The sequence below is a fragment of the Streptomyces sp. XM4193 genome, assembly GCF_023072595.1.
Taxonomy (GTDB): Bacteria; Actinomycetota; Actinomycetes; order Streptomycetales; family Streptomycetaceae; genus Streptomyces.
Genome location: NZ_JALLGK010000001.1, coordinates 1,415,895 through 1,430,520 on the forward strand (window position 1 = coordinate 1,415,895; position 14,626 = coordinate 1,430,520).

The following is a 14,626-nucleotide window of genomic DNA, read 5'->3' on the forward strand; positions in this document are numbered from 1 at the left end:
TGGAACAACGCCGGTGCGACGACCGGAAGTCGAGCACCGGGACACGTGAGCCGGGCGTGCGCCCCCGGGATACCCGAGTGCGCCCCGCCCGCCGGCTTGGCAGGCTGTGCCCATGACCGACGAGCACGAAGCACCCGGCGCCGCGCCGCAGGCCGGCTGGATCAGCACGGTCCCCGACGAGACCTATCTGCACGGAGCCCTGGAACTGGAGCGGACCGCGCAGGGACTGCGTCCCCACCGGCTCCCCGCCCGCGCGCGGGCGCAGGCCAACGACGGCTATCTCAGCGTCGCCGAGTCCCAACCCTCGGGCGTCCGCCTGGTTTTCGGCACCGAGGCGTCCGCCGTCGAACTGGACACGGTCCGCACCGGCATGGCGTACGAGGGCGCACCGCCGCGTCCGGCCGGCCGGTACGACCTGCTGGTCGACGGCGTGCCGCACGACACGGCGTCCACCACGGGCGGCAACGTCCTCCTGACCGACCTGAGCGGCCGGACCCCCGACCTCATCCCGGGACCGGCCGGCACCGTCCGCTTCGCCACGCTGCCGCCCGGCCCCAAGACCGTCGAGATCTGGCTGCCGTACAACGAGATCACCGACCTCGTCGAGCTGCGCACCGACGCACCCGTGCACCCCGTCCCCGCGAGGGGGCGCCACTGGCTGCACCACGGCAGCTCCATCAGCCACGGCTCCAACGCGACGAGCGCCGCCACGATCTGGCCGGCACTCGCCGCCCGCAGCGCCGGCGTCCGGCTCACCAACCTGGGCTTCAGCGGCAACGCCCTGCTGGACCCGTGCACCGCCCGGGCGATGCGCGACACACCGGCGGACGTGATCAGCATCAAGATCGGCATCAACATCGTCAACAAGGACCTGATGCGGCTGCGTGCCTTCGGCCCGGCCGTGCACGGCTTCCTCGACACCGTGCGGGACGGCCATCCGCACACCCCGATTCTGGTCGTCTCGCCGATCCTGTGCCCGATCCACGAGGACACCCCGGGCCCGCTGGCGCCCGACCCCGAAGCGATCGACGAGGGCCGGCTCTCCTTCCTGGCCACCGGCGACCCGGCCGAGGTGGAGAGCGGAAAGCTCACCCTGAACGTCATCCGCGCCGAACTGGCCCGGATCGTCGAGCAGCGCGCCGCCGAGGACCCGCATCTGCACTACCTCGACGGCCGCGAGCTCTACGGCGAGCAGGACCACGAGCGGCTGCCGCTCCCGGACAAGCTCCACCCCGACGCCGCCACCCACGAGCATCTGGGCGAACGGTTCGCGAAGCTGGCCCTGGGCCCCGGCGGGAAGCTCGCCGAGGAGCAGGCTCCCGCCGCCGGTTCCTGAGAAGCGGGAACGCCGTCCGGCCCCGTGCCTTCGGGACCGGACGGCGTTCTGTGCTCCGGGGCGGGCCGGCGTTCTGTGCTCCGGAACTCCCGCGCGGCGGCGAGGAGTTCGGTGTCAGCGAGCGTCGGCGAGCGTCGGCGAGCGCCCGCGAGCGTCCGCGAGCGTCGGCGGGCGGCTGCGGGCGTCCGCGGGCGGCTGCCGCGAGCGCCGGCGCTCGCCCGCCGTGAGTGGCTGCGGCGGGCGGCTGCGGGCCGAACCGCGAGTCGTCAGAAGACGCGGGTCAGGCGCGCTCCCGTGCCCGGCTCGGTCAGCTCCTCGGCCAGCCTCACAGGGACCTTGACCTGCCCCGGCCCGCTGCCGACCGTCACCCTGCCGACCGCGGTGCCGGCCTCCGCCTCGCGGGGAAGGCCCTTCTCGCCCTCGGCCAGGCCGAGTTCGACCTTCAACCCCGGCCAGCCGACGGCCGTGACCTCCTCGGCGGTGACCAGCGGCGTGGTGCCGCCCAGCCCGTCGTCGACCGCTCCGACCACCGCACCCTTCTTGAGGATGACCTCCGACTCCAGAGCGTCCTGGGCGGAGAGGATCAGATCCTTCCCGGCCGCCAACACCGAGTCGATGATGGGCGGTTGGTGCTGCGTGAGCACCGCACCGATGATCAGCTGTCGGGTGCCGCCGATCTCCTTCTCCGCGGCGAACAGCAGGTTGCCGCCGGCTGCCGTGGTCGTACCGGTCTTGATGCCGACCGTGCCGAACTCGGGCACCAGCCGGTTCCAGTTGCTCTGCTGCTTGCCGTTGCGGTCCTTGTACGAGGGCAGCCGCACCGACTCGCGGAACGCCTCGTGCTTCATCGCCGCCTTGCCGAGCTTCACCTGGTCCTGGGCGGTGCTGACCGTCTCCTTCCGGAGCCCGCTGGGGTCGGTGTAGGTGGTGTTCTTCATCCCCAGCTCTTCGGCGGTCTTGTTCATCTTCTCGACGAACGCCTTCTCCGTACCGGCGTCCCAACGGGCCACCAGACGCGCGACGTTGTTCGCGGACGCGATCATCACGGCGTTCAGCGCCTCCCGCTGGGTGAGCGTCTCGCCCTCCTTGACGTCGACCGTCGACTCGCCCTGCGCGCTCAGCCCCGCATCGTCCTCGGCCTGCTTGTCCACGGGGATCTTCTTGCCGTCCGCGCCCGCCTTCATCGGGTGGTCGCGCAGCAGCAGATAGGCCGTCATCGTCTTGGCGACACTTGCGATCGGAACGGGCTTCTGCTCGCCCGAGGTGCCGAGCGAACCGAGCCCCTCCACCTCCAGCGCCGCCTGGCCGCGCTCCGGCCAGGCGATGGCCGGCTTCTCACCGTCGAAGGTGTGCGTCGCCTGCGTCGTCAGCTTCAACTCGGGGTCCGGCAGCGGACGCAGCAACTGCGCCCCTATGACGACGAGCACCAGCAGGCCCAGCAGCGGAGTCCAGATCTTGACCCGGCGTACCAGGGTCCGCATCGGGGTCTCGGGCGGCGCGGGCTTGTTCGTCAGCTGGGCGAGCAGATCCAGCGGACGCTGCCCCGGCACCGGCGGCAGCGGCTGCTGACGGGTCCGTTCGGCCTCCGCGGGCTCCGGCGGCTCGGCCGGCGGCAGCGGCGCACCGGCGGGCGGCGCGGGCGGCTGCGCGGGCGCCGCAGGGGGCCGCGGCGGCTCGTCGGGCGACCGCAGCGGTACGAAGCGACTGGCCCGCTCCGACTCGTCCGTCGACTTGTCCGTCGACTTCTCCACCGACCTGGCGTCGGGCTTGGAGGCGGGCTTGGCGTCGGGTTTGGCGGGCTCGTCCGCAGCGGGCTCGGCGCGCGAGGCGTCGGCGTCCGGTTCGGCGTCCGCCGGGCGGGCCGCGTCGGTGTCGGTGGCGTCGGGCTCTGCGGGCTCCGACTTCGCGGCGGGAGCAGGCCCCTTCGCCGCAGTCGCGGTCGCCGTCTTCTCGGCGTCGTCCGCCGCGGCCGGCTTCGCCGTACCGGACTCGTCGCTGTCCTCGTCGCTCTCCTTCTCGCTGTCCGTCTCCGACGCGGCTTCGGGCTCGGAGCCGGCCTTGGACTTCGTCCCGGGCTCGGCCTTCGAACCGTGCTCGGCCTTCGTCCCGGTCTCGGCCTCGGACTTGGCCGCGAGCTTCGGCTCGGCCGCCGCGTCGGCGGACTTGACGCCTGATGCGGTGTCAGTCTCCGCGTCCGACTCGGAGTTGGGGTCGCGTTCGGGCTCAACTCCCGAACCCTCCGACTCTCCGGTCTCGGCGTCCGCCTCGGGCTCGGGCGATGCCTTGGGCTCGGGAGATGCCTCGGACGCGGAATCCGAGGCGGGCTCGTTCTCCGGCTCGGGGGACAGGGCGTCGAACGCAGCTGCCGCGCCGGACGACTCGGTCTCCTGCGGCGCGCTCTCCTCCGGCTCGGCAGCGGGTGCGTCGCTGCCGTCCGTGTCCTCGGACTTCGCGGCTGCCGCGGACGCGGCAGACGTCGGTATGCGCAGCATGGTCGTGCGCTCGTCGCGCTTGCGGGCCGTGCCCTCGTCGCCACCGGAACCGTCGGTGTCGGCGGTGTCGGTGTCCGCGCCGCGCGGCTTGTCGGCCTTGGCTCCGGAGCCGGACCCCGAGCCCGAACTCGCCGCTGCCTTCGGCTTCTTGCCGCTGCTGCTCGCGGTGCGCTTCGACCCCTTGGCCGCCGCCGGACCGTTCGCGCCCTCGGCGTCGGTCGAGTCGTCCGCGGCGCTCTTCGCGGCGCTCCCGGCCGGCTTCGAACTCTTCGAACTCTTCGAGCTTTTCGAACCCGCCGCGCTCTTCTCGCTCTTCGTGCTCTTCGCGCCCTTGGTGCCCGTCGTGCTCTTGGTGTCCGTCGTGCTCTTGGTGTCCGTCGAGTCCTCTGCGCCCTTTGCGTTTCCGGCGCCCTTCGACTCGTTCGGGCTCTCGGAGCCCTTCGCGCGCTCGGCATCCCGGGCCCGGAAGGTGAACGCCGTCGTCGGCTGGTCCACCGGGCTGCCTGCGGAGTCCGCCGCACTCGCGCTCTCGCGGGCGTCCACGGCGTCGGCGTCCGGCTCGGCGTCCGTTACGGCGTCCGTTTCGGTGTCCGTCGGGGCGGCGGAGGGGGTGCTCCCGCGTTCCTCGTCGGTGCCCCGGTCGCCCTCCCGACCCAGCAGCGTGCGTGGGTCCGAGGGGGATTTCGCAGGTTGTGGAGGTGTGGACGGTTCGGGCGGAACCGTGTCGCCCTGTCGCGTCGTCTCCCCCGACGACTGCTGCTGCTTCGACCTGTCGGGGGACTCGCCCGCCACCGTGCCTCCTGAAGTGCCTGCCGTACGCGTAACCAGTTAACAGTGTCCGTTGCCCCGACCCGGGTGGCGGGTGCTAACGGGCGTTATGTACCGCCTCATGGTTGCCAGACGGTAACGACATAACTGGCGGTTCCCCACATTTCGACCAGGCACTCTCGACAGAACATTGTGAGAGGGGTCACCCTGTCACTCATCCACGCGGGGAGGCATGGATGGGCAGGAGCCGCAGAACAATTCCGGAGGAGCTTCTGTTGCTCGCCCTGGACCCAGCCACGGGTACCACGGCGCAGCCGCAGTCGCTCGACCTCGGTCTCGCGGGAGCGCAGCTAGTGGAGCTGGCTCTGGCGGGACGGATAGCCCCAGATGGGGACCGCATTGCCGTGGTGATGCCACGGCCGACCGGAGATCCAACCCTGGACTCCGCGCTCGAGTTGCTGCGCCGTCGTGGCAGCCCGGTGCGCGCCGTCCACTGGATAGGCGGGCCGAGGCTCGGCCTGCGCCAGACCTATCTTTCGCATCTGGAGCGGTGCGGCATGGTTCATGCCGTGAGCAGCCAGATGTGCGGAGTGCTGCCGACGACGCGCTACCAGGCGACGGAGACGGCCATCAGCCGGGAGATCAGGGCCCGGCTCGATGCGGCGATCCGCACCGGTGTGCCGCCGGACCCACGGACGGCAGCACTCGCCGCCCTGGCCCACGCGGTCGGGCTCGGCAAACATCTCTACCCGGGCAACGAGGGGCGTTCCTGCCGCTCGCGGCTGCGGGACCTGATCCGTCACGACCCGATGGGCGGCCTCGTCGCCCACGCGGTGATGGACGTGCAGAACGGCGTCGGCGCACAGCCGCGGCGCGCGCCGGTGAACGGCGGCGGAGGGCGTCCGGCACCACCGGCCGCCGCGCCCGCGGCCACCGCACGCGCAATGCCGGGCCAGGCATATCGGCACGGGCCGATGGTGCGGGCCGGCGCCCGCTGAGCAGCGCGCCAGGCGCATTGCCCGGTACCTCCGGGAGCCGCGAGGCGTACGGGGTGGCGGCCGGTCGCAGGACAGCGACCGGCCCGCCACCCCGTACGTGCGCCCGAGCCCGTACGTGCGCCCGAGCCCGTACGTGCGCCCGAGCCCGTACGTGGGCAGGTGCGGGCGTGCGCCCGAGCCCGGGAGTGCGTACGGGTGCCGTCGGGCGCCCCCTGTGCGATCCGGCGCACGCCCTGCGCCCTCCGTTCCGGTGTTCGCCGTACACGCGTACGGGCGGCCGTGCGACGCCGTCGAGCGCGCCGGGCCGGCGACACCGTCGGTCGGCCCGGGTGCGGGCGTGGCAGCGGTGCGCTCCGGAGTCGTGACACAAGTACGAGCGGCCGTACGCCAGGCGCCGTCGGTGTCCCGGAAGGCGGTCGTACGCCAAGTTCGTACGCTTGCGCGGGAGTTGACCGACCGCGAGCGGATTCTTTACCAAAGCGCCTTCGAGTCCGGACAGTTACTGGCACCCTGCTGAACAGTAATCAACCCACTTCAGTGGAGGTGCGCGTCAAGTGGCGGCCCACATCAACCCCACCGTCAGAAGGCGCCGACTGGGACAGGAGCTGCGCAAGCTTCGTGAGGAGCGCGGCATGACGGCCGAGGAGGTCGCCGAACGTCTGCTGGTCTCCCAGTCGAAGATCAGCCGGCTGGAGAACGGCCGCCGCAGCATCAGCCAGCGCGATGTGCGCGACCTCTGCGGGGTGTACGAGGTCGGGGACCACCGGGTGGTGGAGTCCCTGATGCAGATGGCCAAGGAGTCGCGGCAGCAGGGCTGGTGGCACGCGTTCGGCGACATCCCGTACAGCGTCTACATCGGCCTGGAGACGGACGCGGCCTCGTTGCGCATCTACGAGCCGCAGATCGTGCCCGGTCTCCTGCAGACCCAGGGCTACGCCGAGGCCGTCATCGCGGGTGCGCTGCCGGAGGCTTCGCCGGCGGAGGTGGAGAAGCGCGTCAAGGTGCGGATGCGGCGCCAGCAGCGCATCCAGGTCTCGAAGGCTCCGCTGCGACTGTGGGTGGTGCTGGACGAGTCGGCCCTGCGGCGGGTGGTGGGCGGTCGGCAGACCATGATCGAGCAGTTGGAACATCTGCTGGAGCTGTCCCAACTCCCGCACGTCACCGTGCAGGTGATGCCGTTCGCGCTCGGCGCGCACCCCGGCGTGAACGGGCAGTACGCGATCCTGGAGTTCCCCGACACCGCTGACTCCACGGTGGTCTATCTGGAGGGCGTGACCAGCGACCTCTATCTGGAGAAGGCCAACGACGTGCACAGCTACGGCGTGATGTACGAGCATCTGCGCGCCCAGGCCCTCAACGCGGACCAGAGCAGGGACTTCATCGGCGCCGTGGCGAAGGACTATGCGAAGCAGTGAGCCTCCCGGCCGGCCGACCGCCGGCTGTGGAGCGCTCTACTCCCTTGGTTCCGGAGGGAGTTGAGACGGCCGTCGAGGCCTGCCCGAGGTGTGGGCGGGCCAAGGTACACCCGTGGGAAGTCGGTTGGAAGAGTCACGGGGAATATGCCATCCGGTCGAGTGAACGACCGTCCTGAGAGCGTGCCGATCCCAGTAGCGTCGGGTTGTGCCAGTCAGACCGCTGGTGCTCTCCCCGTAGATCCCTCCTGGGAACGCACAGGAAGACCGGAGCAAACATGGCTATTCAGCAGGGCAGGACCAACAGTTGGGTGAAGTCGTCCTACTCCGGCGGCAACGGCGCCTGCGTCGAGGTGAAATCGCCGACGGTTCGGGCGGTGGCGGTACGGGACTCCAAGGTCCCGGCCGGTCCGTCGATCGGCTTCGAGCCGGCAGCCTGGAGCACGTTCGTCGGCGCCGTCGAGACCGGTGACCTCCACCGTTCCTGAGCAACCCCAGCGCGCCCGTCCCCGGCGGCGGGCGCCGCGCACCCGGCCCTCTCGACCAGACCGCCGTCCCGGCCGAGAGGGCCGCCCGCTTCCCCGCACCCGCCGGTCCCGGCGCCCGTGGCTCGCCCCACGCCGGTACGCCCGGCCCCCGCGCTCCCGGCCCCCGCGCCGCCCAGGCGGGCCGTACGCCCGTCCCACGCGCCCCGCGCCGGCCCGGCCCTCGCGCCCGGTGCCCGCCCGGGCCCACGCCCGTGCGTCCGGCGCCCGGCCCGCTCCCGTACGTCTTCCCGCGCCGCTGGTGCGCGCCTGCGCCGCGTCGTGCGCCCGGCTCGTGGCGGTGTGCCGCCGGGACCGCTCGCGCACCCCGCGGCCCGCAGAAGGGCTCAAGGACCGGGGATGCGTATCCTGTCGCCCATGACTTTCCGGCGCGGCGGCAGCAGCGCGCACAGGCTTCCGGCACTGTGCGCGCTGCTGCTGTCGTTGGCGGCGATCCTTCTGACGGGCCCGTTCTCCGCGTGGCCCGGGGCCGCCGCCCCGACCGCCGCCGAAGGCCGCCCCGCCGCCCCGGCAGCCGCGTTGCAGGACGCCGAGGAACAGCACGCCGAGGAGCAGCACGACGAAGAGCGGGCGGCGCAGCGGGCCGACGTCCGCGACACCAGCGCCGAGCAGCCCCCCGGGGCGCCGAGCCGCTGCTCCGGACTGCTCCCCGAACCGGAGCCTGCGCTGGCCCCCGCGCCCACCTCCGAGTACGGCCACGCGCCCTCCTGCTCGTCCTCGCAGGAAGCCGGCGCCGCCGACTCCGCGGCGGGCGACCGAGCCCGTGCCAACGGCTGGCGGGACCGGCCGGCCGCGACACTGAGCCAGCTCTCCGTACTGCGCATCTAGGGCTCGGCGTTCGGGTCCTCGCCGGGCACACGGCGCCCGGCTCGCGCCGCTGCCGCGTTGTCGTCAGCCACCGCTGCTCCGCGGGGCTTCTCCCCGCGCCTCGCAGCTGCACGCACCGGTGCGCCCGCCGGCGCGGCGTCGATCCCCGTACGCCCCGTAGGCCCGTACGCCCGTCGCTTGTCCAGTTCACAGCCCCGCCAGTCCATCTGCCCCTCGGGCCGTGACGCTGCCGCCCGTGCGCACCTCCCCGCGCACGGCCGCCGCGCGCGTTCCCGCCCCAGCCCGCTGCGCTCTCGTGCGCGGCCTTGGAGCGCCAGTGATGTCTCAACCAGCCAGGAAACCCGGGAAGCCCGGGAAAACAGCTGCCTCCCGCACGGCTGCCGCGTCGAAGCCCCGTACGGCTGCGGCGTCGAAGTCCTCGGCGAAGTCCCGCCCCTCCACCGGCGACGGTGGCGGTGGAGGCGGGCGGAAGCTCTCGCTCTCGCTCCTGGTGGTGGCGTTGGTGGGTGTGCTGGCCCTCGCCGCCGTGTCCCTGCTGTCCGACTCCGACAGCTCCGACTCCGCGCCGAGCGGCTCGGGGAACGAGGCGGCCGGCGAGCAGCCGGAGCCGGACGCCGAGCTGCTCGCGCTCGCCCGCCGCGACAAGAGCGACCCGTATGCGCGCGGCGCCGCCGACGCCCCGGTGGTGATGATCGAGTACTCCGACTTCCAGTGCCCGTTCTGCGGGAAGTTCGCCAGGGACACCAAGCCCTCGCTGGTGCGGAAGTACGTGGACGAGGGCGTACTGCGGATCGAGTGGCGGCAGTTCCCGATCTTCGGCAAGGAGTCGGAGAACGCCGCGCGGGCCTCCTGGGCCGCGGGCCGGCAGGGGAAGTTCTGGCAGTTCCACGATGTGGCGTTCGGCGAGGAGCGGAAGAAGAACAGCGGGGCCTTCTCCCGGGACGGAGTCGAGCAGATGGCGAAGGAGGCGGGCGTCGAGGACCTGGCGAAGTTCGCCGAGGACATGAAGAGCGCCGACGCCACCGCCGCACTGCGCGAGGACATGAACGAGGGTTACGGCCTCGGCGTCTCCAGCACCCCCGCGTTCCTGGTCAACGGCACTCCGGTGCTCGGAGCCCAGTCCGCCGAGTACTTCGAGCAGACCGTCGAGCGAGCCCGGAAGCAGGCGGAACGCGCGGACGCCCCCACCACACCCCCTGCCGACGAACCCGACTCCGACGAACGCGACTCCGACGAGCGCGACGCCGATGAGCCCGACGCCGGCGGGGCGCCCTGATGGGGGAGATCGGCTATCTCACCGCGCTCCTCGGTGGCCTGCTGTCGCTGCTGAGCCCGTGCAGCGCCCTGCTGCTGCCGGCGTTCTTCGCCTACGCCTTCGGTACGCCGACCAGGCTGCTGACCCGCACCGCCGCCTTCTTCGTCGGGCTGTGTCTGACCCTGGTGCCGCTCGGAGTCGCCGGTTCGTTCGCCGGCCGCCTCTTCTACGGTAACCGGGACGCCCTGGTCGCGGTCGGCGGCTGGACGGTGATCGCGCTCGGTGTGGCGCAGATCCTCGGTCTGGGATTCGCCTCCCGGCGGATGCAGCAGGCCGCGGCCGGCATCCGTCCCTCCTCGTTGCTCTCGGTCCTGCTGCTCGGTGCGGTCTACGGACTGGCCGGCTTCTGCGCCGGGCCGATTCTCGGCGGCATCCTCACCATCTCGGCGCTGCACGGTTCGCCGGTGTACGGCGGGGCGCTGCTGGCGGTGTACGCGCTCGGCATGGCGGCGCCGCTCTTCCTGCTGGCGCTGCTCTGGGAACGCTTCGGGCTCGGTCGGCGCCGCTGGCTGCGCGGTCGCGAGGTGCGGCTCGGCCGGCTCAGGCTGCACACCACCTCCCTGCTGTCCGGCGGGATGTTCCTGGTGATCGGCTTCGTCTTCCTGCGGTTCCAGGGCACTTCGGCGCTCTCCGGGCCCCTGGGCGTGGACCAGGAGGCGCGGCTGGAGGAGTGGGTGCGCGACGCCGGGGCCGCGGTCTCCGACGTCGGCGTGCTGCTGGCTCTCGCGCTGCTCCTGGCGGGCGTGCTCGCGGTCCGGCTGTGGCGGCGGCCCGGCGTCCGCGGGAGCGCCGACGAGGGGCCGTCCGCGGACGAGGACGGGCGGGAGACCGCAGAGCCGCGGGAGCCCGGGGAGCCGCGGCCGAGGGCGGCGGAGCGGGACCGGGAGGGCTCGGTGGCGGATGCGGAACGATGAAGGCCCGGCAGGGTCTTCACGACCGAACCGGGCCAACTTCCTCGTAAACGAAAGCACTTCGTACGAACCCCCGTGGCCGTACGCATGTGCCTACTATTTCGTTTTACGTGCCATGCAGAGGGTACGGCGAAGTGGGGCCCTCTTGTCAAGATGGTTTTATGGTGAGGCGCCTGCGCCGCGCGGGCGTAAACTTGAGTTGAGAGCCGCCGCGGTCGACCAGTCGCGGCGCAGACGTCAGGGGGTGAGCGGATGGCCAGCGGTGCGAACGGTGCTCGACGCACGATCGCCGACAAGCTAGACCATCTGATCAGGGTGGTGCATCCGTCGGGGCGAGGACCGCTGAGCTACATGGAGATCGCCGAGGCGATCAAGGAGAAGGCCGGCGCGGAAGGGCCCACCGTCTCCCACGCCACCATCCAGAAGATCCGCAAGGGCGAGATCACCGACCCGAAGATCAGCACCCTCACCGTGATCGCCGGATTCTTCGGAGTGCCGGTGGCGTACTTCATCGACGACAGCGTCACCGAGCGGGTGGACGCGAAGATCGACAAGGTGAAGAAGCGCATCGAACTCAGCAGGGCCGAACGCGATCTGGTCGCCGCGCTCGGGGACAACGACGTGCGCGATGTCGCGGTCCGGATGAACGGCCTCTCGGTGGCGAGCCTGCACGCGATCCGCGGAGTGATCGACCAGGCCAGGCGTCTGGAGGGCCTGCCGGAGAGCCCGCCCGGCGAGGCGCCCGCGGCCGGTGCGCCGGGGGTGGCCGCCGGCCACGACTGAGGCGGGTGAAATCCGAGTCGCCGATTTCACCGGGAATTCCTCCGGAGTTCGACGAGGCGCGGTGGACTCCGTCGAGGGGAGCGACACCGCTTCGCCCGGCCGCGGCGACAGAACAAGCGTCAGTGACTGAATCCAACCGGGCGTTTGGGGAGTTGCCCGGTTAGCTGCCTAAACTACGGCTCCGAAGGAGACCGTATGTCCAAGACCAGTCGCCGTGCCCGCTGCGAGTCCACCGCCAACGAGGTCGACATACCCCGGCCGTTCGACCTCGACGAGTTGTGCGCGCGTATCGCCGCTCGGCGCAACCGCCCGCTGCGCCTCGTCCCGCTCGAAGGAGTGCCGGACGCCGCCACGCCCTGCGGAGTCTGGGTGGCCACCACCACCAGCGACCTGATCTTCTACGAGCCCGCGACGAGCCCGGTCCACAAGCTCCAGATCGTTCTGCACGAGCTGGCCCACCTCCTGCTCGGCCACGGCGCGACCGACCGGGAGCGTCCGAGCTACGTCAGCCGCCTGCTGCAGCGTTCCCGCGCCGCCGACCCCGTACGGGGCGGGCTCGCACCGTACGCGGCCCCCGCGAAGGCCCCGCGCCCCTCGACGGACACCGGCTCGCCCGACGGCGCCGTCCCCCGCACCGACCTCGCGCACCCGGCCCGGGCCGCGCACCCGACCGACCCCCCGACGGCCGGCGGCACCGTGGGCTCCACGGGACTCGGCGCGGAGCTGGGCGACGAGCTCGACGCCGACGACGAACTCGACCTCGACCAGCTGCTGCACGTCCTCGGCCGCACCAGCTACACCGACGAGGAGGAGCGCGACGCCGAGCTGCTCGCCACCCTGCTGAGCGACCGGGTGCTGCGCCCCGACGCCGCCACCCGCGCCGCCGACGGCGGCCCGGACGGGCACGCGGGTGTGCTGGACCGGCTCAACGACGCGTTCGGCCACCCGCTGCGCGGCTGACCCCGAGCGGCCGGGCCCACCCGGCCCGACCTCCAGCGGCACCGTGCCCGAGCGGTCCGCACACCCCCGGCGAGACGGTGAGGACCAACGTGGACACCCGGCAGTTCGTCGAGTACGCCGTACTGTGCCTGCTCTGGAGCATGGTGCTGTGGCGGGCGCCCGCGGCTCGGCGCATTCCGCGCCAGCGCGCCCTGTGGGTGACGTTCGCCGCCCTGACCCTGGCGATGACGCTCCGGCTGCCGGCGGTGATGGACGTCGTCGACGGCGGCACCGGCGTGAACAACCTCTCGACCCTCTTCAAGCACTTCCTCGGGATCACCGCCGCCGCGGCGCTGCTGGAGTTCGTGCACAGCATCACCCGCCCGGACAGCGCGGACGGCCGCAGACGACGCCTCGTCGCGACGCTGGTCGCACTGGTCGCGCTGACACTCTTCTTCTTCCTGATGCCCAGAGAGAGCCAGGCCGAGGACTTCTTCGAGGCCAACGTCGGTTCCGGCGCCGCGACCGCGTATCTGATGGTCTGGTTCGGCTGCCTGGGCACCGCGATGGCGACCGCCACCGCGCTGTTCTGGGGAGCCGGCCGACAGGCCGCCGCCGGGTGGCTGCGCACCGGACTGCGGCTGCTCGGGCTGGGCTGCGCCGCAGGGGTGCTCTACTCGCTGCTGCGCGCCGGCTATCTGCTGGTGCGGCTGGTCGGGACCGCCGACGCGGGCACCGACGCGCAGGTCGCCGAGGTCACCGACCTGCTCAAGCACGCGGCGATCGTGCTGATCCTCCTCGGCACCTCCATCCCGGCCGCCGGCGTCGCCTGGCGCGGCTGGCAGCAGTGGCGGCACCTGCGGCGGCTGCGGCCGCTCTGGGCCGAGCTGACGGCCGCCGTGCCCGAGGTCGTGCTCGACGAGGGCCTGCGCCGGCACGAGCTGCGGCTGCGGCTGCACCGCCGCGTCGTGGAGATCCGTGACGCGCTGCTCGCCCTTCAGCCGTACATCGATCCGGACCGCAGGGCGGCGGCCCGCGAGGCCGCGGCGGACGCCGAGACCGAGGAGTCGGAGCGGCGGATTCTCGCCGACGCCTGCTGGGTGGAGGTCGCCCGGCACGCCAAGCTGGCCGGCCGCGAACCCGGCAGCGCACCCGCCAGGGAGCCCGACGACGGTGCGACGCCGGTGTGGGGCAGCCTGGACGATCTGGAGAGCGAGGCGCGGCTGCTCATCCGGCTGGAACACGCCCGACACCGCGCGACCGTACGGGAGTTCGTGCGCGAGCACACCGACCAGGAGGCGACGCAGCCGTGACGACCACGCCACACTCCGCCACGGGCTCCACGCCGGAACCCGCGCCCGGCACCGGGAGCCCGTCCGTCGCGGCGTCCGGCACCGACGGCTCGTCCGGCACCGACGGCTCGTCCGGCGCCGCATCCGTCCCGGCCGCCGGCAACAGCGCCGGAACGGGACCCGCCGCGGACCACCGGACGGGCTCGGCAGCGGCTCCGAACCCGGACGGGGCCGACGGGCCTGACGGGCCTGACGAGTGGGATGTGTCGGACGGGTCGGACGGGCAAGACGGGCCGGACAAGCCGGGCGGGCCTGACGGCGGCGCGGACGGGGGCGGCGGGTCGCCGTCCGCCGAGCGGTCGTTCGCGCGACGGGTCACCGACGGGCTGGAGCCGAAGAACTGGATCGTCGCGGTCACTCTGGTCGTCGGCTGGTGGGCCGACGGCCCCGCGGGTCTGGCCTGGGGCGCGTTCGGCGTGGTGTTCGCCGCGGTGCTGCCGGTGCTGTTCATCAAGTACGGGATCCGGCGCGGCAGTTGGGCGGACCGGCATCTGGGCGCGCGGCAGCACCGACTGGTGGTGATGCCGTTCATCGTCGCCTCGGTGCTCCTGGCGACGCTGCTGATGCGGGCGTTCGACGCCCCGCCCGAGCTGACCGCGCTGATCGCCTCGATGGTGGCGGCGATGGCGGTGCTGCTGGTGATCACCGTGTGGTGGAAGGTCTCCGTCCACTCGGCGGTCTCCTCCGGCAGCGTCGTCGTACTCGCCCTGACCTGCGGGCCGTTGCTCTGGGCCGGGTTCGTGCTGGTGGCCCTGGTCGGCTGGTCGCGGGTGTCGCTGCGGGACCACACCCCGGCGCAGGTGCTGGTGGGCACAGTGCTGGGCGGCGCGGTCGCGGGTGTGGTCTTCACCGCCCTGCGCTGATCGCGCAGCCGCCCGACCCCGCCGCGTGTGCCCGGGCCCCCGACCACCGCCCGGCGGCGGTCGGGGGACGTGCGGCCGTCGCCG

12 protein-coding genes are annotated in these 14,626 nt (G+C 72.6%); 11 read left to right on the top strand and 1 reads right to left on the bottom strand.

The window, feature by feature from the left end:
- Window positions 1–112: 112 nt before the first annotated feature.
- Window positions 113–1,336, top strand: a complete 1,224-nt coding sequence (locus MTQ01_RS05950) for an SGNH/GDSL hydrolase family protein (RefSeq protein ID WP_247487187.1) — start codon at window positions 113–115, stop codon at window positions 1,334–1,336.
- Window positions 1,337–1,602: 266 nt separating this feature from the next.
- Here MTQ01_RS05950 and MTQ01_RS25140 read toward each other — a convergent pair whose 3' ends face one another.
- Entirely contained in the window at window positions 1,603–4,620 is a 3,018-nt protein-coding gene (locus MTQ01_RS25140) for a D-alanyl-D-alanine carboxypeptidase (protein WP_247487188.1), read from the bottom strand.
- A gap of 212 nt (window positions 4,621–4,832) precedes the next feature.
- On the opposite strand from MTQ01_RS25140, the gene MTQ01_RS05960 reads away from it, so the two are divergent.
- From MTQ01_RS05960 to MTQ01_RS25145, 10 genes are all read left to right on the top strand, one after another.
- Complete coding sequence (locus MTQ01_RS05960; protein ID WP_247487189.1) at window positions 4,833–5,594, top strand: GPP34 family phosphoprotein; 762 nt, start codon at window positions 4,833–4,835, stop codon at window positions 5,592–5,594.
- Window positions 5,595–6,148: 554 nt separating this feature from the next.
- Entirely contained in the window at window positions 6,149–7,009 is an 861-nt protein-coding gene (locus MTQ01_RS05965; protein ID WP_211042327.1) for a helix-turn-helix transcriptional regulator, read from the top strand.
- Window positions 7,010–7,284: 275 nt separating this feature from the next.
- On the top strand, window positions 7,285–7,494 hold the full coding sequence (locus tag MTQ01_RS05970; RefSeq protein ID WP_247487190.1) for a DUF397 domain-containing protein: 210 nt from the start codon (window positions 7,285–7,287) through the stop codon (window positions 7,492–7,494).
- 414 nt (window positions 7,495–7,908) lie between these two features.
- The gene (locus MTQ01_RS05975) at window positions 7,909–8,379 is read left to right on the top strand and encodes a hypothetical protein (RefSeq protein ID WP_247487191.1); all 471 of its coding nucleotides are present in this window, start codon (window positions 7,909–7,911) and stop codon (window positions 8,377–8,379) included.
- Window positions 8,380–8,698: 319 nt separating this feature from the next.
- Complete coding sequence (locus tag MTQ01_RS05980; protein WP_282613146.1) at window positions 8,699–9,655, top strand: thioredoxin domain-containing protein; 957 nt, start codon at window positions 8,699–8,701, stop codon at window positions 9,653–9,655.
- Complete coding sequence (locus tag MTQ01_RS05985) at window positions 9,655–10,608, top strand: cytochrome c biogenesis CcdA family protein (protein ID WP_247487192.1); 954 nt, start codon at window positions 9,655–9,657, stop codon at window positions 10,606–10,608. The genes MTQ01_RS05980 and MTQ01_RS05985 overlap by 1 nt, the downstream gene beginning before the upstream one ends.
- 249 nt (window positions 10,609–10,857) lie before the next feature.
- Window positions 10,858–11,388: an XRE family transcriptional regulator gene (locus MTQ01_RS05990; RefSeq protein WP_247487193.1), complete on the top strand. Its 531-nt coding sequence runs from the start codon at window positions 10,858–10,860 to the stop codon at window positions 11,386–11,388.
- A 195-nt stretch (window positions 11,389–11,583) separates the two neighbouring features.
- The gene (locus tag MTQ01_RS05995) at window positions 11,584–12,348 is read left to right on the top strand and encodes a hypothetical protein (protein WP_247487194.1); all 765 of its coding nucleotides are present in this window, start codon (window positions 11,584–11,586) and stop codon (window positions 12,346–12,348) included.
- Between the two features lie 89 nt (window positions 12,349–12,437).
- Window positions 12,438–13,640: an MAB_1171c family putative transporter gene (locus MTQ01_RS06000; protein ID WP_247487195.1), complete on the top strand. Its 1,203-nt coding sequence runs from the start codon at window positions 12,438–12,440 to the stop codon at window positions 13,638–13,640.
- Window positions 13,637–14,542 (top strand): phosphatase PAP2 family protein, encoded by a 906-nt coding sequence (locus MTQ01_RS25145; RefSeq protein WP_308294362.1) that lies wholly within the window; start codon window positions 13,637–13,639, stop codon window positions 14,540–14,542. Before MTQ01_RS06000 ends, MTQ01_RS25145 begins: the two co-directional genes overlap by 4 nt.
- The last annotated feature ends 84 nt before the right edge of the window (window positions 14,543–14,626 follow it).